Source organism: Klebsiella sp. 141161 (genome assembly GCF_050600815.1).
Taxonomy (GTDB): Bacteria; Pseudomonadota; Gammaproteobacteria; order Enterobacterales; family Enterobacteriaceae; genus Klebsiella; species Klebsiella aerogenes.
Map to the genome: position 1 here is coordinate 1 of NZ_JAQIRN010000002.1, position 19,245 is coordinate 19,245.

The following is a 19,245-nucleotide window of genomic DNA, read 5'->3' on the forward strand; positions in this document are numbered from 1 at the left end:
GAGCCATGATCAAACTCTTCAATTTAAGTTTGATGCTCGTGAATTAAACTTCGTAATGAATTACGTATGTTCACTCAGAGACTTGGTATTCATTTATTGTCCGAAGACATTAAGAATCCATGTCACTTTGAGTGCCCACACAGATTGTCTGATAAATTGTTAAAGAGCAGTTGCAACGCGGCTTTCAGCTCACCGTTGCGAGGTCCCGTACAATACGTTTTCCTCATTCAGAGTCAAGCGCTTATTTCGCTTTTCCCTGTCGGTTTTCAGCGTCGTATTTCATTGCTGAAACCCTGCTGACCCGGCGGCTTGTTTGCCGTTGTTCCGTGTCAGTGGAGGCGCATTATAGGGAGTAATTCTGAAGTGACAAGCATAAATTCAAAAAAACAATTCAAGCGCTCACTTTTCAACCAAACCATCGCTTGAACTTTAATTCTTGCCTGGTTTTTAAACAAAAACGAGCCCTGAGGGCCCGTTTTTGTCGTTTTGTGACTTACTGCACTGCCACGATACGATCGTCTTTCACCACCAGCTCGACGGTTTTCCCCGGAACCAGCTCGCCAGAGAGGATTTGCTGAGCTAACGGGTTCTCTATCTGTTGCTGGATAGCACGTTTCAATGGACGCGCGCCGTATACCGGGTCATAGCCATTTTCGCTGAGCAGCTTCAGCGCCTCATCGGACATATGCACTTCATAGCCGCGTTCTTCCAGACGTTTATACAAACGCTGCAGTTGGATCTGCGCAATAGAAGCAATATGTTTTTCACCCAACGGATGGAAGACCACCACTTCATCAATACGGTTGATAAACTCCGGACGGAAGCGCTGGCTAACCACGCCAAGCACCAGATCCTTCATATGACCGTAGTCCAGCTCGCCGAAACGTTCCTGAATCAGATCGGAACCGAGGTTAGAGGTCATGATGACAACCGTATTACGGAAGTCGACCGTTCTCCCCTGCCCGTCGGTCAGGCGACCATCGTCAAGCACCTGTAGCAGAATGTTAAATACATCCGGATGCGCTTTTTCCACTTCATCCAGCAGGATGACGGAATAAGGACGACGACGAACCGCTTCGGTCAGATACCCGCCCTCTTCGTAACCCACATATCCCGGAGGCGCACCGACCAGACGCGAGACGGAGTGTTTCTCCATAAATTCGGACATATCGATACGCACCATCGCGTCGTCGCTGTCGAACATGAAGTTAGCCAGCGTTTTGCAAAGCTCGGTTTTACCCACCCCGGTCGGGCCGAGGAACAGGAACGAACCAATTGGCCGGTTCGGGTCAGACAACCCGGCGCGGCTACGGCGAATGGCGTTGGATACCGCTTCAACCGCCTCATCCTGGCCAATGACGCGATGATGTAGATCCTGCTCCATACGCAGCAGTTTCTCACGCTCGCTTTCCATCATGCGCGCCACCGGAATGCCGGTCCAGCGCGCCAGCACTTCGGCAATCTCGGCATCGGTTACTTTGTTACGTAACAGGCGCATCGTTTTGCCTTCAGACTGGGTGGCTGCCGCCAGCTGTTTTTCCAGCTCCGGAATTTTACCGTATTGCAGTTCGGACATCCGCGCGAGGTCGCCAAGACGTCGTGCTTGTTCGATGGCAATTTTGGCTTGTTCCAGCTCAGCTTTAATAGTCTGCGTACCGGAGAGCGATGCTTTTTCCGCTTTCCACTCTTCTTCCAGCACCGAATACTGACTTTCTTTGTCCGCCAGCTCTTCATTAAGCATATCGAGACGCTTCAGGCTCGCTTCATCCGCCTCTTTCTTCAGCGCCTGCTGTTCCAGCTTCAACTGGATGATACGGCGATCGAGACGGTCCAGCTCTTCCGGCTTCGAGTCTATCTGCATACGGATGCTGGAGGCCGCTTCATCGATAAGGTCGATGGCTTTATCCGGCAACTGACGGTCAGCAATATAGCGATGCGACAGGGTCGCCGCCGCCACGATGGCCGGGTCAGTGATCTGCACGTGGTGGTGCAGTTCATAACGTTCTTTCAGACCGCGCAGTATGGCGATGGTATCTTCTACCGTCGGCTCGGCAACGAACACTTTCTGGAAACGACGTTCCAGCGCGGCGTCTTTTTCAATGTACTGGCGGTATTCGTCAAGGGTGGTGGCGCCGACGCAGTGCAGTTCACCGCGCGCCAGGGCCGGTTTCAGCATGTTGCCGGCATCCATCGCGCCGTCGGCTTTACCCGCGCCGACCATGGTGTGCAGCTCATCGATAAACAGGATAACGTTGCCTTCCTGTTTCGCCAGATCGTTCAGCACACCTTTCAGACGCTCTTCGAATTCACCGCGATATTTCGCCCCAGCCACCAGCGCGCCCATATCCAGCGCCAATACCCGACGGCCTTTCAGCCCTTCTGGTACTTCGCCGTTGACGATACGCTGCGCCAGTCCTTCGACGATTGCCGTTTTACCCACCCCGGGTTCACCAATCAGCACCGGGTTGTTTTTAGTACGGCGCTGAAGCACCTGGATGGTACGACGGATCTCTTCATCACGGCCGATCACCGGGTCCAGTTTGCCTTGTTCGGCACGCTCGGTCAGATCGACGGTAAATTTTTTCAATGCCTGACGTTGGTCTTCGGCACCCTGATCGTTCACGCTTTCACCTCCGCGCATTTGTTCAATCGCCTGAGTCACATTGGCGGTTGTTGCTCCGGCAGATTTCAGCAGGTCGGTCAGCGTACCGCGTGACTCAAGCGCCGCCAGAACGAACAGTTCTGACGAAATAAAGTTATCCTTTCTCTTTTGCGCCAGCTTGTCGCAAAGATTGAGAATACGCACCAGATCCTGAGACGGCTGGACGTCGCCGCCGGTACCTTCTACCTGCGGTAAACGGCTCAGCGCCTGTTCGATTTGGCTACGTAACGCCACGGCGTTAACACCCGCCGAGGTTAATAAAGGATGCACCGATCCCCCTTCCTGATTCAGCAAGGCGCTCATTAGATGAAGTGGTTCGATGAATTGGTTGTCGTGCCCGAGTGCTAGCGACTGGGCATCGGCAAGAGCAAGCTGGAATTTATTAGTAAGACGATCCAGACGCATAACTCCTCCCATAAACAGGTCAAATTTGCTACTGGAGATTAAATGAGGTCATCCCTCAATTATTCAAGGTTAAAGACCTGAACTATGTGAAAAATAAGTTTGCCTTCTGGATCGTCTTGATTCTCTAGGTTATATCAGCCAAATGAAACTTGCCATACGACCTGTGGTCTTGTCGCGACGATAAGAGAAAAAATCATCCTTTTCACTTAGAGTGCAACGATCGCCGCCGAAAATCTGCTCCACGCCGACGTTAGCCAGACGCTGACGAGCCAATTGATAGATATTAGCAAAATATTTTTCACCGGCAGGACGGAAGGCGCTCTCCGCCTGGGCATCTTTGGCGATGAAAGCCTCGCGTACTTCCGCACCGACTTCAAAGGCCTCAGGGCCAATTGCCGGACCAAGCCAGGCCAGAATATTTTCCGGTTTATCATTAAAGCAGGCGACCGTTTCTTCCAGTACGCCTTCACATAAGCCGCGCCATCCGGCGTGCGCCGCCGCCACCTCGGTTCCGGCGCGGTTACAGAACAGCACCGGAAGGCAGTCCGCGGTCATCACCGCACAAACGGTACCCGGCCTATTACAGTATGACGCATCGGCGCGTTTTGACACGTACGGCCCGCCATCCAATTTTAGTACCGTGGTGCCGTGCACCTGCTCCAGCCACACCGGATAAGAGGGTAAACCCCCAGCGGCAAACATCCGCCGGCGGTTTTCTTCGACATGCAGGAGATCGTCGCCGCAATGGGCGCCAAGGTTCAACGAGTCATACGGAGGCAGGCTCACGCCGCCCAAACGAGTAGAACTACAGGCCGCTACGCCTTTCGGCATAGGCCACTGCGGAACAATCAGCTTTGTCATAGCCAGTCAATATCGTCCTTATGGGTTTCAAAATCGGCGCGCATGGCGTCGATCAGTTCCACCATATCCTGCGGGATCGGCGCGTGCCATTCCATCTCAATGCCGGTTATTGGGTGATACAAACGCAGCATGGTCGCGTGCAATGCCTGGCGATCGAATTTGCGCAGCGCGTTGATGAACTCGTCCGAGGCCCCTTTCGGCGGACGCGGACGGCCGCCGTAAACCTGATCGCCCACCAGAGGATGGGTGATATGCGCCATATGGACGCGAATCTGGTGGGTACGGCCGGTTTCCAGACGCAGGCGCAAACGGGTGTGGATACGGAAATGCTCCATAATGCGGTAATGGGTCACCGCCGGTTTACCCATCGGGTGAACCGCCATATGCGTACGCTTGGTTGGGTGACGGCTGATTGGTTCTTCAACCGTACCGCCAGCGGTCATATGGCCGATGGCCACCGCTTCATACTCGCGGGTAATTTCGCGCAGCTGCAGCGACTCGACCAGACGCGTTTGCGCCGGAATAGTCTTCGCCACGACCATCAGGCCGGTGGTGTCTTTATCCAGACGGTGAACAATACCCGCGCGAGGGACATCGGCAATGGGCGGATAGTAATGCAGCAGCGCATTCAGCACAGTACCGTCAGGGTTGCCCGCACCGGGGTGCACAACCAAATCACGTGGTTTGTTGATGACCAGGATGTCGTCATCTTCATAGACGATATTGAGCGGAATATCCTGCGGTTCAAAACGCACGTCTTCCTCGATCTCAACATCGATAGAGACGGTCTCGCCGCCAAAAACTTTTTCTTTCGGCTTGTCGATGACGTTGCCGTTTACCAGCACGCGCTGGTCAAGGATCCATTCTTTTATCCGCGAACGTGAATAATCCGGGAACAATTCGGCCAAAGCCTGATCTAAGCGTTGACCGAGTTGATTTTCGGACACCGTTGCGGTGAGTTGTACTCGTTGTGCCATATACAGCTTCTTCGTTTAACGTTGGGTTTTACGGCTTTGCCGTTTAATATAGTGTGCTATTGTAGCTGGTCTTAATCGGGAGCAGGAACAGAGATTCTCCCGCATAAACATTTTGAGGAAGTCAAAACGTCATGACGCGCATGAAATACCTGGTGGCAGCAGCCACACTGAGCCTGGCTTTGGTGGGTTGCTCTGGCTCAAAGGAGGAGGTGCCTGATAATCCGCCGAATGAAATTTACGCGACCGCCCAGCAAAAGTTGCAGGACGGTAACTGGAAACAGGCAATAACGCAACTGGAAGCGTTGGATAATCGCTATCCATTTGGTCCTTACTCCCAACAGGTACAGCTGGACCTGATTTATGCGTATTACAAAAATGCCGATTTGCCGCTGGCTCAGGCCGCAATCGATCGTTTCGCTCGTCTGAATCCTACGCATCCAAACATTGACTACGTCATCTATATGCGCGGCCTGACTAACATGGCCCTCGATGACAGCGCTCTGCAGGGCTTCTTCGGCGTCGATCGTTCCGACCGCGACCCGCAGCACGCTCGCGACGCATTCAATGATTTCTCGAAGCTGGTTCGCGGTTATCCGAACAGCCAGTACGCCACTGACGCCTACAAGCGTCTGGTGTTCCTGAAAGACCGTCTGGCGAAGTATGAGCTATCGGTGGTGGATTATTACACCGACCGCGGCGCCTGGGTTGCCGTTGTGAACCGCGTTGACGGTATGCTGCGTAACTACCCGGATACGCAGGCCACTCGCGATGCGCTGCCGAAGATGGAAAACGCCTATCGTCAGATGCAAATGAACGCGCAGGCTGACAAAGTCGCCAAAATCATCGCCGCCAACGGCAAAAACACCTGAGGGTGATAGCAGAAAGCAAAACGGCAGCCACGCGGCTGCCGTTTTTTTATTCAATGAACACCAGCGCTGAAGCGGTTTAGCGCCGAGTTAACTCATCAAATATGGCCCCCTTTCTTCATTTCGACAAGTAAAATCTCACCCGTTCCTGTCCTGTCTCACAAAATGAATTCGTTGACAAAAAGTGACATTTAAATGTGATTTAAATCACACATTTTGACATTGGGCGAGGTATGCTGGTTTCACCAAGACGGGAAAGACAAGAGGTAAAATTTATGACAATGAACATTACCAGTAAACAAATGGAAATTACTCCGGCAATCCGCCAGCATGTCGCAGACCGTCTCGCCAAACTGGATAAGTGGCAAACTCATTTAATCAACCCGCACATCATTCTCTCTAAGGAGCCGCAGGGTTTTATTGCTGACGCAACCATCAATACGCCGAACGGTCATCTGGTTGCCAGCGCGCGTCATGAAGACATGTACGCCGCCATTAACGAATTGATCAACAAGCTGGAACGGCAGCTGAATAAAGTGCAACACAAAGGGGAAGCCCGCCGCGCCGCCACATCGGTGAAAGAGGCAGGCTTTGTGGAAGAAGAAGAGTAATCCTTAACTTAAGTTGTGTCATGCCACGCGCCTTCGGGCGCGTTTTTCGTTTTTTATTGACAGGATGAAAACAGTACAGGTACTGTAATCCACACTAACCTAAGGAATTCATCGTGAAACGACTCCCGTTCTTCTTCGCATTCTTTTTTACCTTCCCCTGACTGGGAGGCGGTTCGTCGTATAAGAAAGAATGCGAAGACGAATAACAAGGCCTCCCACGCGGGAGGCCTTTTTTATTGATAACAAGAAAGGCAACACAATCATGACCGACGAAAACCCATTACTGGCCCTGCGCGACAAAATAAGCGCCCTGGATGAAAAACTGCTCGCGCTGCTGGCTGAACGCCGCGGCCTGGCGGTGGAGGTCGGGAAAGCGAAACTGGAATCGCACCGTCCGGTACGCGATATCGACCGCGAACGCGACCTGCTGGAGCGTTTAATGACGCTTGGCAAAAAGCACCATCTGGACGCCCACTACATTACCCGCCTGTTCCAGCTGATTATTGAAGACTCCGTTCTTACCCAGCAGGCGCTTCTGCAGCAGCATCTTAATAAGATTAACCCCCACTCCGCGCGTATCGCCTTCCTGGGGCCTAAAGGCTCGTACTCACATCTTGCCGCGCGCCAGTACGCCGCGCGTCATTTTGAGCAATTTATCGAAAGCGGCTGTGCGAAATTCGCCGATATCTTTGAGCAGGTCGAAACCGGTCAGGCCGATTACGCCGTCGTGCCGATTGAAAACACCAGCTCCGGCGGGATCAACGATGTGTACGATCTGCTGCAGCATACCAGTCTGTCGATCGTCGGCGAACTGACGCTGCCAATCGATCACTGTGTGCTCGTTTCCTCCTCAACGGACGCCGATAAGATCAAGACCGTCTATAGCCATCCGCAGCCGTTCCAGCAGTGCAGCCAGTATTTAAGCCGCTATCCGCACTGGAAAATCGAGTACACCGAGAGCACCTCGGCGGCGATGGAAAAGGTCGCGCAGGCAAAATCTCCCACCGTTGCCGCGCTGGGTAGCGAGGCCGGCGGCGCGCTGTACGGGCTGCAGGTGCTGGAGCACTGCCAGGCTAACCAGACGCAAAACATCACTCGTTTCCTGGTACTGGCGCGTAAAGCGGTGAACGTATCCGATCAGGTGCCGGCGAAAACGACGCTGTTAATCGCCACCGGCCAACAGGCAGGCGCGCTGGTTGAAGCGCTACTGGTGCTGCGTAACCACAACCTGATCATGAGCAAGCTGGAATCGCGGCCAATCCACGGTAACCCGTGGGAAGAGATGTTTTATCTGGATATTCAGGCCAACCTGGAATCCCTTCCGCTACGTAAGGCTTTAAAAGAGCTGGCCGAAATTACCCGTTCGATGAAAGTACTGGGCTGTTACCCAAGCGAAAACGTCGTGCCGGTCGACCCGGCTTAACGTTCAATAAATTGCCGTTTCTTCATCCCTGCCACCGCAACCGGCAGGGTGAAGATGGCGCCGGAAAGCGGATATTGCGCCACTTCGTCGGCGTCCATATTTTCCCGAGTGGTAGTGATATAGAGCGTTTTCATGTCCGCGCCGCCGAAACACACCATCGTGGGGCAACGCACCGGCACGCGATACTCTTCCAGTTGTTCTCCGTTCGGCGAAAAGCGGGCAATCCGCCAGCCGTCAAACATCGCGCTCCAGTAACAGCCTTCTTCATCAACCGCCGCACCGTCAGGGATCCCCTCTCCCGGATGGAAACGACGAAATACTTCCCGTATGCCCGGCTCGCCCTGCTCATCCAGCGGCGTGCGGTAAATCACCGCGTTCGGCGTATCGGAGGTATACATCCAGCGCTTATCGTCGCTAAACGCCAGACCATTAGCACCATGAATATCGCACTGCACCACCTTTGGCGTCAGGTCATTATCAATCCGTACCAACAGCGCGCCATTGTAATCCCCCGGCCCCCAGAAGGTACCTGCGTAAAAACGGCCATCCCGGTCGGTACCGCCGTCGTTAAAACGCGCCAGATCCGGGTTACTTGGGTTATCACAGATTTTGCGTTGCAGCAGACCGCGGGCATCACAAAGCCAGATACCGCTACGTAAGGCGACGATAAAACCGCCCTTCTCGCGTAGAGCAAAGCAGCCCACTTCTTCGGGAAATTGCAGAACCTGATGTTCTTTACTGCGTGTATCGTAGCGGTGAATTTCGCACTCCAGAATATCCGCCCAGTACAGTGCCTGTTCGGCATCGCTCCAGGTTGGGCATTCCGGCAGGTGCCCGACGTAATCAAACAGCGGTTGCGGTTGAACCATCTTTTCATCCCTATAAAAAAAGCCAGCGGGTTACCCCTCTGGCTTTATTGTATACGCGTTTAGCGGACTTACTGTCGATTATCATTCGCCTGACGCAGCAGCGTGCGGCTTTCGCTCTGGAAGCGCTGGGCGTAATCGCCAAACCAGTGTTCGACTTTACGGAAGCTGTCGATAAACGCCTGTTTATCGCCCTGCTCCAGCAGGCCAATCGCTTCGCCGAAACGCTGGTAGTAGCGCTTAATCAACGCCAGATTATTTTCTGACGACATAATGATATCGGCATACAGCTGCGGATCCTGGGCAAACAGACGCCCCACCATCGCCAGCTCCAGCCGATAAATCGGCGAAGAGAGCGCCAATAGTTGCTCAAGACGAACGTTCTCTTCGGCCAGATGCAGGCCATAGGCGAAAGTGGCAAAGTGACGCAACGCCTGAATAAACGCCATGTTCTGATCGTGCTCAACGGCGCTGATGCGGTGCAGTCGCGCGCCCCAGACCTGAATCTGTTCAAGGAACCACTGATACGCTTCCGGCTGACGCCCGTCGCAGTACACCACCACCTGTTTCGCCAGGCTGCCGCTATCCGGACCGAACATCGGGTGTAATCCCAATACCGGGCCGTTATGCGCCGCCAGCATCGCCTGCAGCGGCTCGGCTTTGATGGAAGCCAGATCGACCAGAATGCAATCCGCCGGCAGCGGCGGCAGACGCGAAATCGTCTCTGCTGTGGTATGGATCGGAACGCTGACGATAACCATCCCGGCATCGGCGACAATCTCTGTCGCCCGCGGCCAGTCTTCTTTTTCCAGCACCCGCACCTGATAACCTGACAGCGTCAGCATCTTCTCAAACAGACGCCCCATCTGCCCGCCGCCGCCAACAATAACCACCGGGCGCAGATTCGGATGCAGCGTTTTGAAGCCTTTGTCGTTTTCACTTGAATACGATTCGCGCATCACCCGGCGCAGGACATCCTCGATAAGATCCGGCGGCACGCCGAGCGCCGCCGCCTCTTCCCGGCGGGAAGCCAGCATCGCGGCTTCGCGTTCCGGTACGTAAATCGGCAGGCCATATTTACTCTTAACCTCGCCAACTTCCGCCACCAGCTCCAGGCGCTTTGCCAGCAAATCAAGCAGCGCCTTATCAACTTCATCAATTTGATCGCGCAATGCGGTCAGTTCAGCAACCATACAATCCTCTTAACCCAGACGTGCCGCCAGATGTCCGCGCAGATCGCTATCGAGCTCGCGCAGCAGTGCATCGGTAGTTTCCCAGCTGATGCAGGCATCGGTGACGGATACGCCGTACTTCATATCGCAACGGGGCTGCTCAGAAGACTGATTGCCTTCGTGGATATTGCTCTCAATCATCAGGCCAATGATGGAACGGTTGCCATCTTTGATCTGCGCGACGACGGATTCCGCAACCGCCGGCTGACGACGGTAGTCTTTATTGGAATTACCATGACTGCAATCTATCATCAGCGACGGTTTCAGTCCCGCCTGCGCCATCTCTTTTTCGCACTTCTCAACGTCTTCCGGGCCGTAGTTAGGCGCTTTGCCGCCGCGCAGAATGACGTGACCATCCGGATTCCCCTGGGTCTGCAGCAGACAAACCTGGCCGGCCTGGTTGATACCGACGAAGCGGTGCGGCATCGCGGCGGCGCGCATGGCGTTGATCGCCGTCGCCAGGCTGCCATCGGTACCGTTTTTAAAACCAACCGGCATCGACAGACCGGATGCCATTTCACGGTGAGTCTGCGATTCGGTGGTACGCGCGCCGATGGCGGACCAGCTGAACAGATCGCCAAGGTACTGCGGGCTATTAGGATCGAGCGCTTCTGTCGCCAGCGGCAGGCCCATATTGACCAAATCAACCAGCAGGCGACGCGCGATCTTGAGACCGCCTTCAACATCAAACGAGCCATCCATGTGCGGATCGTTAATCAGCCCTTTCCAGCCAACGGTGGTACGTGGCTTTTCAAAATAGACGCGCATCACCAGGTAGAGGCTATCGCTGACCTCTGCGGCAAGGGCTTTAAATCGACGAGCATATTCGATAGCAGCTTCCGGATCGTGGATTGAGCAAGGACCGCAGACCACCAACAGACGCGGATCGCGGCCGGCAATAATGTTGGAAATAGTCTGGCGGGAATGCGCGATCTGCGCTTCCTGCTCCACGGTTAACGGGAATTCGGCTTTCAGCTGATCCGGGGTAATCAGAACTTGTTCATCGGTAATATGTACGTTATTCAGCGCGTCTTTTTGCATGATGGCGATCCTGTATAGCTCGTTTGCGATAGTTGTTGCCTCAGCGGGCATGACGTAACCATACCATATAAAGTAAAGATATCAATCCATATTACGTAAACATTAATTTACACCAGCAAAATAATTGACATTGGATTAGCAGAAAAGTGTTCACATAAATGTACACACAACGAAAGACTCTTTTTTCCGCCGCGCTTTACGCATTCCTTTACTAAAATTCCTGGTAAGGATTATCTCAAAGCGGCCGGGGCAGCTAATGACGCTTTTTGCCAATAATGCTATTCTCCGCTCAGGCAACTGCGAACTGCGTTTCCCGTGCAATAACGATTTGACGGACCCGTTAATGAAAGAGTTTTACCGTCTATTTTTGCTTTTCTTTTTGCTCATCGCGGGAGTTCCCGCTTTTGCCGCTGAGACATCTGAGAACGTTCGCGCCATAGTTTCGGGGATTGTGACTTATACGCGCTGGCCAAATTTATCCGGCCCGCCGAAGTTATGCGTTTTTTCCACCTCCCGATATATCCGCAGTTTGGCTCAGGAAGCGCCGGAAAATTTACCTTATCAACCGGTGATAGTTCGAAATTCACAGGAAGCCCTAAAGGCCAGCTGCGACGGTTTGTATTTCGGCAGCGAAACCCCGGATCAGCAGTCTGCATTAACAAAAAAATATGGCTCCCGTCCTCTATTACTCATAGCGGAACAAAATACCGATTGCTCTTTTGGCAGCGCTTTTTGCTTGCTCATAAATGACGATAGGGTGAGGTTTTCCGTTAATCTGGATGTCCTGACGCATAGCGGTGTACGGGTCAATCCGGACGTACTGATGCTTGCCCGGAAGAAATCACATGAATAAGGATTTTTCTCAGGCCCCGCGCCCCACTTTCAAAAACGCGTTACGCCGAATCAGTATGATAAGCGTAGTGATTTCGATGACGCTGGTCTGGCTTTTGCTCAGTGCCGCCTCTGTCATCACTTTAAAACAGTACGCGCAAAAAAATCTTGAGCTCACCGCGGCAACCATGGGCCGCAGTCTCGAAGCGGCGCTGGTTTTTGGCGATGCTACCGCCGCAGAAGATACGCTGGCGACGCTTGGAAGACAGGGACAATTTTCCGAAGCAATGCTGCTGGATAGCCGTCAGCGTCATTTCGCCGATTGGCGTAATGACGCCTTAGTTAAAAACGAAAAATTCAGTGGTTATATTAGTAAATGGCTGTTTCCTGAACCGACCGTCCAGCCAATCTGGCATCAGGGGAAAATAATCGGTGAGCTTCGTCTGAAAGCGCTCGATCGGTTAATCAGTCATTTTCTTGGTACTTCGCTGATCGTGTTGACCGGTAGTATTCTGCTGGCGTCCGTTATCGCCCTGATGCTCACCCATTCTCTGCACCGCGGTATTGTCGCCGCGCTGCAAAGTATTACCGAAGTGGTACATGATATCCGCGAAAACCGTCATTTCTCGCGCCGTGTACCGGAAGAGCGTATTGAGGAATTCCATCTCTTCGCCCAGGACTTCAATAGCCTGCTCGGAGAAATGGAGGATTGGCAGCGTCAACTACAGGCGAAAAATGCGCAACTGCTGCGCAGCTCGTTGCATGATCCACTAACGGGATTAGCGAATCGCGCGGCGTTTCGCAACGTCATCGGGAAGCTGATGGACGATGACGCGGCACGTCATAGTTCGGCGCTGCTGTTTCTTGACGGCGATAATTTCAAACTCATTAACGATAACTGGGGACACGCCGCCGGCGATAAAGTCCTTATTGAGGTCGCCAGCCGCCTGATGGCATTCGTTGGCGACCAACACCAGGCATGGCGCCTGGGCGGCGATGAATTCGCCATTTTATTGCACGATGTGCATACAGAAACCGAAGTCCAGGCGCTTTGCGCAACGCTGTCCGAGCAGTTTCTTCAGCCATTCAACCTCCACAATGGCCACACGGCAACGCTCTCTCTAAGTATTGGCTATGCTTTGACCTGGGAACACACCTCGGTGGAGGAGCTGCAGGAACTGGCCGATCAGAATATGTATCGGATGAAAAACCAGCGTTTTCATCACACACAAAAATAAGAAGGAATTACTATGCTCAGGCAATTTATTGCGCCCACTCTTCTGGCTGCATTTCTCCTCACTGGGTGCCAGGCGCCAGGTAAGTTCTCGAAAGAACAGGTCGCGGCAATGAAGTCTTACGGCTTTACCGAAGCCGCCGGTGATTGGTCTTTAGGTTTGTCTGACAGCATTCTGTTTGACAAAAACGACTATCGCCTGCGTCCCGACAGCCAGCAGCAAATCCACAGTATGGCCGCACGGTTAGCTGAAACCGGTATTACCCATAGCCGTCTTGAAGGTCATACCGATAACTACGGCGAAGACAGCTACAACGAAGCGCTGTCATTAAAGCGCGCCAACAGCGTGGCGGATGCCTGGGCTGAAGGCGCGAAGATTCCGCGCAGTAATTTAACCACCCGCGGGTTAGGTAAAAAGTACCCCATCGCCAGCAACGATACCGCGGCAGGCCGTGCTGAAAACCGCCGCGTTACCGTGGTGATCAGCACGCCTTAAGTACGTTAGTCTACCGACTTTGCCAGCCTCATCGCTGAAGCCGCGCGCCAGCGCAGGTAATCAACCACGAGGCACGCCGCGAGGCTGACGCCCATCAGCGGCACCGCCAGCCCGAGCAGGAGCGCTATTAACAGCGCAAGCGCCCGGGCGGCGACACTTAACCCCAGCCACGCTTGCACCAACGTTTGTGCAGGATTAAACGCACTCTGCGCCGGACGGCGGATCCACCACAGGCGATAGCCGACGACGATCATGACGCACAGGGCCAATCCGAATGCCACCAACAGCAACTGGTTCGCCACCCCGAACAGTAAACCCATATGAAAATCGACGCCCCAACGGGTCAGCTTAGCCATTAACGGGAAATCGCTAAAGCGGGTACGATCCACGACTTGTAACGTCTCGCCATCGATGGCCACCGCATCGACCCGCGTCGGCCAGCTACGGTCAATTTCATTCACCGTCCACGCCATTCCCGCGCCTTTTGGCGGCCGGATCTCCAGCTTGCTGGCCGTCAGCCCTGCGGCCTGCGCCACCTGTAATACGCTATCGAACCGATCCGCAGTCACTTTCACCTGTGGCTCATCCATTGCCATATGCGCCATGTGGTGCCCGGCGTGCGGATCGGGCGGCATCGCCTCCCCGCCATGAAGTTGCGTATTGACCTGCGGCGTTAGCCAGCCAAACGCGGCGCGCATCTTATCGACGTTACCGCCCGCCCACTGCGACCAGGTTAAGCCGGTGGCGGAAAACAGTAACATCCCAACCAGTAACATCCAGCCCAGCATCACGTGCAGACGGCGGGTATTTTGCAGCCGATTATTTATCCGCCGTTTCGGACGGGTCATCGCCCATAGCGCAATACCGCCCAACGCCGCGACCCACATCCAGGAGGCCGCCAGTTCGCTGTACAGTCTGCCGCCGTCGCCCAGCAGCAATGATTTATGCGCGTAATCAATCCACTGGCGCAGCGGTAAAATACCGCTGGTACCGTAAACCGTCAGATCGCCTTTGACCCGTAGCGTCACCGGGTCAACAAAAATAGCCCGGTTTTCTGATTCCCCCAGCCGCGGGTCGGCAAACATCACCCGCGTCGTTTCGCCGGCGGTAATACCCGGGCGCACGGCCTGCAGGCGGAGGTTGTTTTGCGTAGCCTCTTTGGCGACGGCAATTTGCGCGCTAAGAGGCTGTTTTTCGCCGTTGAGCGAGCCCTGTAAGGCCTCATGGTACAGCCAGTTTTCCAGCTGCGGCGTGGCGACATACAGCGTGCCGGTCAAGGCCGCGACAAAGATAAATGGTCCAATAAACAGACCAATATAGAAATGGAGGCGCCGCAGCAGGTTTAACCATGCCGCGCGCGAGGTGCAGGTTGTCATACTCTTCCTTTTTTAAAGCAAAAGAGGTCGTTGCGCAGTACGCAGATTCATTTTTATTAAAGGGAAAAAGCAGACAGCCGCGGCGGCGCGCGGGTTTCAGGGTAGAGCCAGGGGAAGTAGCGCCAGTGTTTTAATACCGGGCGAGAAGCCGGCAGGCGAATGCGCCGCAGGATCATGGCGAAGAACAGCGCCAGCGCGAACAGCAGCCCCGGTACGTGCGCTAATAGCACGCAATAGCCGCAGGCTTCGGCGTGATCGACCGGCATGCTATGCGCCGGCTGCGACGCGCTGTCAGCGCCGTGCATCATGGCCATCTCATGCCCGGACATCCCATCATGAGACTCGCCCATCGGCATAGCATGATGCATGCCCGGCATTGCGCTCATTGGATCTTTCTGTAGCGAAATGGAGATCAGCGGCGCCACCACGATCAGCAGGATCGCAAACAGCGCCAGCCAGCCGGCCCGCCGTTGAAATGCTGATTGTGAGAAAATAGTGCCGTTCACCGCCCCTCCGAAATCCGGGCGATATTGTAATTGATTTACATCAAAATAGTTAAAATTTAGATAAAAAAAGGGCCAGCCATCTGGCCAGCCCTTTCTATCAGGATGTCGCGAAAGCGAATCTTAGTTAAGACGCTCTTTGATACGAGCAGACTTACCGGTACGCTCACGCAGGTAGTACAGTTTAGCTTTACGTACAGCACCACGACGTTTAACAGCAATGCTGTCAACTACCGGAGAGTGAGTCTGGAAGACACGCTCAACGCCTTCGCCGTTGGAAATTTTACGAACAGTGAATGCAGAGTGCAGACCGCGGTTACGAATAGCGATAACCACGCCCTCGAATGCCTGCAGACGTTTTTTGGAACCTTCAACAACCCATACTTTCACTTCCACGGTATCACCCGGACGGAAGGAAGGTACGTCCTGCTTCATCTGTTCTTGTTCAAGTTGCTTAATAATGTTGCTCATAATTTAATCTCTTATCCTGGGTAAACTGATATTGGGGGCTCACGCCTGCCCATCATGTTTATGCTGCTGTTGCGCGTGTTCGCTTTTGAACTGCGCCAGCAACTTTGCTTGCTCTTCAGTCAGAGCCAGGTTTTCCAGAAGTTCAGGTCTTCTAAGCCAGGTGCGGCCCAGCGACTGCTTCAGACGCCAGCGACGTATCTCAGCATGGTTTCCCGACAGCAATACTGGCGGTACTTCCATCTCTTCTAACACTTCAGGACGGGTATAGTGCGGGCAATCCAGCAACCCATCAGCAAAGGAATCTTCCGTTGCTGATGCTTCATGTCCCAGTACTCCCGGAATGAACCGGGAAACGGAGTCAATCAGCGTCATTGCCGGTAACTCACCACCGCTGAGAACGTAATCGCCGATTGACCATTCTTCGTCAATTTCGGTTTGGATTACGCGCTCGTCTATCCCTTCGTAGCGACCGCACACCAGAATCAGTTTCTGATTCGTTGCCAGTTCGCTGACGCCCGCTTGATCAAGCTTGCGTCCCTGAGGTGACAGATAAATCACCTTTGCGCCTTCACCTGCCGCGGCTTTTGCTGCATGAATGGCATCCCGTAAGGGTTGAACCATCATTAGCATCCCCGGTCCGCCGCCGTAAGGACGATCGTCCACGGTACGGTGCCGGTCATGAGCGAAGTCGCGAGGACTCCAGCTTTCGATGCTCAGCAGGCCATTTTTTACTGCCCGGCCAGTTACCCCGTAATCGGTAATTGCGCGGAACATTTCAGGAAACAGGCTAATTATGCCAATCCACATAGCGCCGTCTTTTACCGTTTATCCGGAGAATTTAAAAACCAGGATCCCAATCTACTTCGATAGTACGAGTAGCGAGATCGACTTTCTTGATAACCTGCCCATCGAGGAACGGAACCAACCGCTCCTTGATGCCAAATGCATCTTTCAGGTTTGCCTTGATGACGAGAACGTCATTCGACCCGGTTTCCATCATATCAATGACTTTACCCAGGCTATAGCCTTCGGTGGTAACTACCTGGCAGCCCATCAGGTCTTTCCAGTAATAGTCGCCCTCTTCCAGCGCCGGCAGCTGCGATGAATCCACGATAATTTCGCAATTAGTCAGGAGATTCGCCGCATCACGATCGTCAATGCCTTTCAGCTTGATGATGATGTCCTGATTGTGGTGGCGCCAGCTTTCCAGCTCAACAACCTGCCACTGACCCGCCTTCTGGATTAACCAGGGCTGATAGTCAAAAATGCTTTCAGCGTCTTCGGTGGAGGAAAACACTCTGAGCCAACCACGGATACCGTAGGAAGAACCCATTTTGCCCAATACAATCGGATCAACAGGTGCTTGTGCGGTGTGTTGCTTGCTCATCATGACCACCGTGACAGATTAAGCTGCTTTGTTAGCGGCTTTGATCAGCGCGGCAACGCGATCGGAAACAGTAGCGCCCTGGCCAACCCAGTGAGCGATACGATCCAGATCCAGGCGGGTGCCTTCTTCTTTCTCGGTAGCGATCGGGTTGAAGAAGCCAACGCGCTCGATGAAGCGACCGTTGCGTGCATTACGGCTGTCGGTGACAACAACCTGGTAGAACGGACGCTTTTTAGCGCCGTGACGTGCTAAACGAATAGTTACCATAACATCCTCTTGTGTGAATAAAACAACCGGGCCCCATCGAGGAACGGAGCCCGGTGTCATATTAAAAGCCCGAAAATTTTACTGATTTCTGTGCAAAAATCAATTCAAAACTACATACGCTAAATAATTCGAGTTGCAGGAAGGCGGCAAGTGAGTAAATCCCCGGGAGCGTACACAAGTACGTGACCGGGGTGAACGAACGCAGCCAACGCATCTGCGGCTTGAATTATGACGCGTATTAGCGGCCAGGGAAACCTGGCGGCATCATCCCTTTCATCCCGCGCATCATCTTCATCATGCCGCCTTTCGACTTCATCTTCTTCATCATGCGCTGCATGTCGTCGAACTGCTTCAGCAAGCGGTTCACGTCCTGCACCTGCATCCCGCAACCGGCGGCGATACGGCGTTTACGCGAACCTTTGATGATTTCCGGCTTGGCGCGCTCTTTCATCGTCATCGAGTTGATGATCGCTTCCATACGCACCAGCACTTTGTCGTCCATCTGCGCTTTCACGTTATCGGGAATTTGCCCCATGCCCGGCAGTTTGCCCATCAGGCTGGCCATGCCGCCCATGTTTTTCATCTGGCGCAGTTGCTCAAGGAAGTCGGTCAGGTCGAAACCGTCGCCTTTCTTCAGCTTGGATGCCAGTTTCTCGGCCTGCGCGCGGTCAACTTTGCTCTCGATATCTTCGATAAGCGACAGCACGTCACCCATGCCGAGAATACGGGAAGCGATACGGTCCGGGTGGAACGGCTCCAGCGCTTCGGTTTTCTCGCCGACGCCGAGGAATTTAATCGGCTTGCCGGTGATATGACGAATCGACAGCGCCGCGCCGCCGCGGGCGTCGCCGTCTACTTTGGTCAGCACCACGCCGGTCAAAGGCAGCGCTTCGTTAAAGGCCTTCGCGGTATTCGCCGCATCCTGACCGGTCATCGCATCGACGACGAACAGCGTCTCAACCGGATTAATCGCGGCGTGGACCTGTTTGATTTCGTCCATCATCGCTTCATCGACGTGCAGACGACCGGCGGTATCCACCAGCAGCACGTCGTAGAACTTCAGCTTCGCCTCTTTCAGCGCCGCGTTGACGATATCAACCGGCTTCTGGCCAACGTCGGACGGGAAGAAATCCACGCCGACCTGCTCTGCCAGCGTTTCCAGCTGTTTAATCGCCGCCGGGCGGTATACGTCCGCGGAAACGACCAGCACTTTTTTCTTGTGCTTCTCGCGCAGGAATTTGCCCAGCTTACCGACGCTGGTCGTTTTACCCGCACCCTGCAGGCCCGCCATCAGGACGACGGCCGGCGGCTGCGCGGCTAAATCCAGCGTCTGGTTTTCTTCGCCCATCGCCGCAACCAGCTCGTTGCGGACAATCTTGACGAACTCCTGACCTGGCGTCAGGCTTTTATTGACTTCGTGGCCTACCGCGCTCTCTTTGACGCGGCTGATGAAATCACGCACCACCGGAAGCGCGACGTCGGCCTCCAGCAGCGCCATGCGCACTTCGCGCAGGGTGTCTTTAATGTTGTCTTCGGTAAGGCGTCCGCGGCCGCTAATGTTGCGCAGCGTACGCGACAAACGATCGGTTAAATTATCAAACATTGTCTCTCGCCTGAGGTGGAAACGGTCGGTCGCCGCAGCGACACAAAAATACGAATTTGGCGCAGTATAACACGACATAAACCTGAATGTGCTGCAACGGTTGGAGCAGACGTCGCGTGACGCTATACTGCTT

20 protein-coding genes and 1 other annotated feature are annotated in these 19,245 nt (G+C 54.0%); of the genes, 7 read left to right on the forward strand and 13 right to left on the reverse strand.

Annotated features, from left to right (window positions below; all coding sequences use genetic code 11):
- Nucleotides 1-493 precede the first annotated feature (493 nt).
- From clpB to rluD, 3 genes are all read right to left on the reverse strand, one after another.
- A complete protein-coding gene (gene clpB, locus PGR79_RS04575; protein ID WP_015703191.1) occupies nucleotides 494-3,067 on the reverse strand; it encodes an ATP-dependent chaperone ClpB in 2,574 nt (857 codons plus the stop codon).
- Between the two features lie 129 nt (nucleotides 3,068-3,196).
- Nucleotides 3,197-3,928 (reverse strand): purine nucleoside phosphorylase YfiH, encoded by a 732-nt coding sequence (gene yfiH / locus PGR79_RS04580; protein ID WP_213317997.1) that lies wholly within the window; start codon nucleotides 3,926-3,928, stop codon nucleotides 3,197-3,199.
- Nucleotides 3,925-4,905, reverse strand: a complete 981-nt coding sequence (gene rluD / locus PGR79_RS04585; protein WP_411325278.1) for a 23S rRNA pseudouridine(1911/1915/1917) synthase RluD — start codon at nucleotides 4,903-4,905, stop codon at nucleotides 3,925-3,927. The genes yfiH and rluD overlap by 4 nt, the downstream gene beginning before the upstream one ends.
- 131 nt (nucleotides 4,906-5,036) lie before the next feature.
- Between rluD and bamD the strand changes: the two genes are divergently transcribed.
- The 4 genes from bamD (at nucleotide 5,037) to pheA (ending at nucleotide 7,805) form a co-directional block, all read left to right on the forward strand.
- Entirely contained in the window at nucleotides 5,037-5,774 is a 738-nt protein-coding gene (gene bamD / locus PGR79_RS04590; protein ID WP_015370268.1) for an outer membrane protein assembly factor BamD, read from the forward strand.
- 272 nt (nucleotides 5,775-6,046) lie between these two features.
- Complete coding sequence (gene raiA, locus PGR79_RS04595; protein ID WP_002914111.1) at nucleotides 6,047-6,382, forward strand: ribosome-associated translation inhibitor RaiA; 336 nt, start codon at nucleotides 6,047-6,049, stop codon at nucleotides 6,380-6,382.
- 112 nt (nucleotides 6,383-6,494) lie between these two features.
- Nucleotides 6,495-6,619: a sequence feature (Phe leader region), on the forward strand.
- The gene (gene pheL, locus PGR79_RS04600) at nucleotides 6,496-6,543 is read left to right on the forward strand and encodes a pheA operon leader peptide PheL (protein WP_100279143.1); all 48 of its coding nucleotides are present in this window, start codon (nucleotides 6,496-6,498) and stop codon (nucleotides 6,541-6,543) included. Its footprint overlaps the feature before it by 48 nt.
- 25 nt (nucleotides 6,620-6,644) lie before the next feature.
- Nucleotides 6,645-7,805, forward strand: a complete 1,161-nt coding sequence (gene pheA / locus PGR79_RS04605) for a bifunctional chorismate mutase/prephenate dehydratase (protein WP_430921151.1) — start codon at nucleotides 6,645-6,647, stop codon at nucleotides 7,803-7,805.
- On the opposite strand, the gene PGR79_RS04610 is transcribed toward pheA, so the two are convergent.
- From PGR79_RS04610 to aroF, 3 genes are all read right to left on the reverse strand, one after another.
- Nucleotides 7,802-8,674, reverse strand: a complete 873-nt coding sequence (locus PGR79_RS04610) for an SMP-30/gluconolactonase/LRE family protein (protein ID WP_430921153.1) — start codon at nucleotides 8,672-8,674, stop codon at nucleotides 7,802-7,804. The two genes, pheA and PGR79_RS04610, sit on opposite strands and share 4 nt — an antisense overlap.
- A 68-nt stretch (nucleotides 8,675-8,742) precedes the next feature.
- Nucleotides 8,743-9,864, reverse strand: a complete 1,122-nt coding sequence (tyrA, locus tag PGR79_RS04615; RefSeq protein WP_015703194.1) for a bifunctional chorismate mutase/prephenate dehydrogenase — start codon at nucleotides 9,862-9,864, stop codon at nucleotides 8,743-8,745.
- Nucleotides 9,865-9,873: 9 nt separating this feature from the next.
- Nucleotides 9,874-10,944 carry a 3-deoxy-7-phosphoheptulonate synthase AroF gene (gene aroF / locus PGR79_RS04620; RefSeq protein ID WP_015370264.1) on the reverse strand — a complete coding sequence of 357 codons (1,071 nt, stop codon included), beginning with the start codon at nucleotides 10,942-10,944 and terminating at the stop codon, nucleotides 9,874-9,876.
- Between the two features lie 343 nt (nucleotides 10,945-11,287).
- Between aroF and PGR79_RS04625 the strand changes: the two genes are divergently transcribed.
- Genes PGR79_RS04625 through PGR79_RS04635 form a run of 3 tightly spaced genes read left to right on the forward strand, consistent with a single transcriptional unit; the run spans nucleotide 11,288 to nucleotide 13,505 of the window.
- Nucleotides 11,288-11,797, forward strand: coding sequence for a YfiR family protein (locus tag PGR79_RS04625; protein ID WP_026612240.1), 510 nt, complete (start codon nucleotides 11,288-11,290; stop codon nucleotides 11,795-11,797).
- Nucleotides 11,790-13,013: a diguanylate cyclase DgcN gene (gene dgcN, locus PGR79_RS04630; RefSeq protein WP_087858625.1), complete on the forward strand. Its 1,224-nt coding sequence runs from the start codon at nucleotides 11,790-11,792 to the stop codon at nucleotides 13,011-13,013. The genes PGR79_RS04625 and dgcN overlap by 8 nt, the downstream gene beginning before the upstream one ends.
- Before the next feature lie 12 nt (nucleotides 13,014-13,025).
- Complete coding sequence (locus tag PGR79_RS04635; RefSeq protein ID WP_047066771.1) at nucleotides 13,026-13,505, forward strand: OmpA family protein; 480 nt, start codon at nucleotides 13,026-13,028, stop codon at nucleotides 13,503-13,505.
- Nucleotides 13,506-13,510: 5 nt separating this feature from the next.
- Here the strand turns inward: PGR79_RS04635 and PGR79_RS04640 are convergent, their stop codons facing one another.
- The 7 genes from PGR79_RS04640 to ffh all read right to left on the reverse strand — a co-directional run bounded on the left by PGR79_RS04640 (nucleotide 13,511) and on the right by ffh (nucleotide 19,112).
- A complete protein-coding gene (locus PGR79_RS04640; RefSeq protein WP_213317239.1) occupies nucleotides 13,511-14,881 on the reverse strand; it encodes a PepSY-associated TM helix domain-containing protein in 1,371 nt (456 codons plus the stop codon).
- Nucleotides 14,882-14,937: 56 nt separating this feature from the next.
- Nucleotides 14,938-15,387 (reverse strand): DUF2946 domain-containing protein, encoded by a 450-nt coding sequence (locus tag PGR79_RS04645; protein ID WP_113374586.1) that lies wholly within the window; start codon nucleotides 15,385-15,387, stop codon nucleotides 14,938-14,940.
- A gap of 120 nt (nucleotides 15,388-15,507) precedes the next feature.
- Nucleotides 15,508-15,855: a 50S ribosomal protein L19 gene (gene rplS / locus PGR79_RS04650; protein ID WP_002914145.1), complete on the reverse strand. Its 348-nt coding sequence runs from the start codon at nucleotides 15,853-15,855 to the stop codon at nucleotides 15,508-15,510.
- Nucleotides 15,856-15,894: 39 nt separating this feature from the next.
- Entirely contained in the window at nucleotides 15,895-16,662 is a 768-nt protein-coding gene (trmD, locus tag PGR79_RS04655) for a tRNA (guanosine(37)-N1)-methyltransferase TrmD (RefSeq protein ID WP_008806092.1), read from the reverse strand.
- Between the two features lie 31 nt (nucleotides 16,663-16,693).
- Nucleotides 16,694-17,242: a ribosome maturation factor RimM gene (gene rimM, locus PGR79_RS04660; RefSeq protein ID WP_015703198.1), complete on the reverse strand. Its 549-nt coding sequence runs from the start codon at nucleotides 17,240-17,242 to the stop codon at nucleotides 16,694-16,696.
- An 18-nt stretch (nucleotides 17,243-17,260) separates the two neighbouring features.
- Nucleotides 17,261-17,509: a 30S ribosomal protein S16 gene (gene rpsP / locus PGR79_RS04665; RefSeq protein ID WP_015370257.1), complete on the reverse strand. Its 249-nt coding sequence runs from the start codon at nucleotides 17,507-17,509 to the stop codon at nucleotides 17,261-17,263.
- Between the two features lie 238 nt (nucleotides 17,510-17,747).
- The gene (gene ffh, locus PGR79_RS04670; protein WP_020078159.1) at nucleotides 17,748-19,112 is read right to left on the reverse strand and encodes a signal recognition particle protein; all 1,365 of its coding nucleotides are present in this window, start codon (nucleotides 19,110-19,112) and stop codon (nucleotides 17,748-17,750) included.
- Nucleotides 19,113-19,245 lie beyond the last annotated feature (133 nt).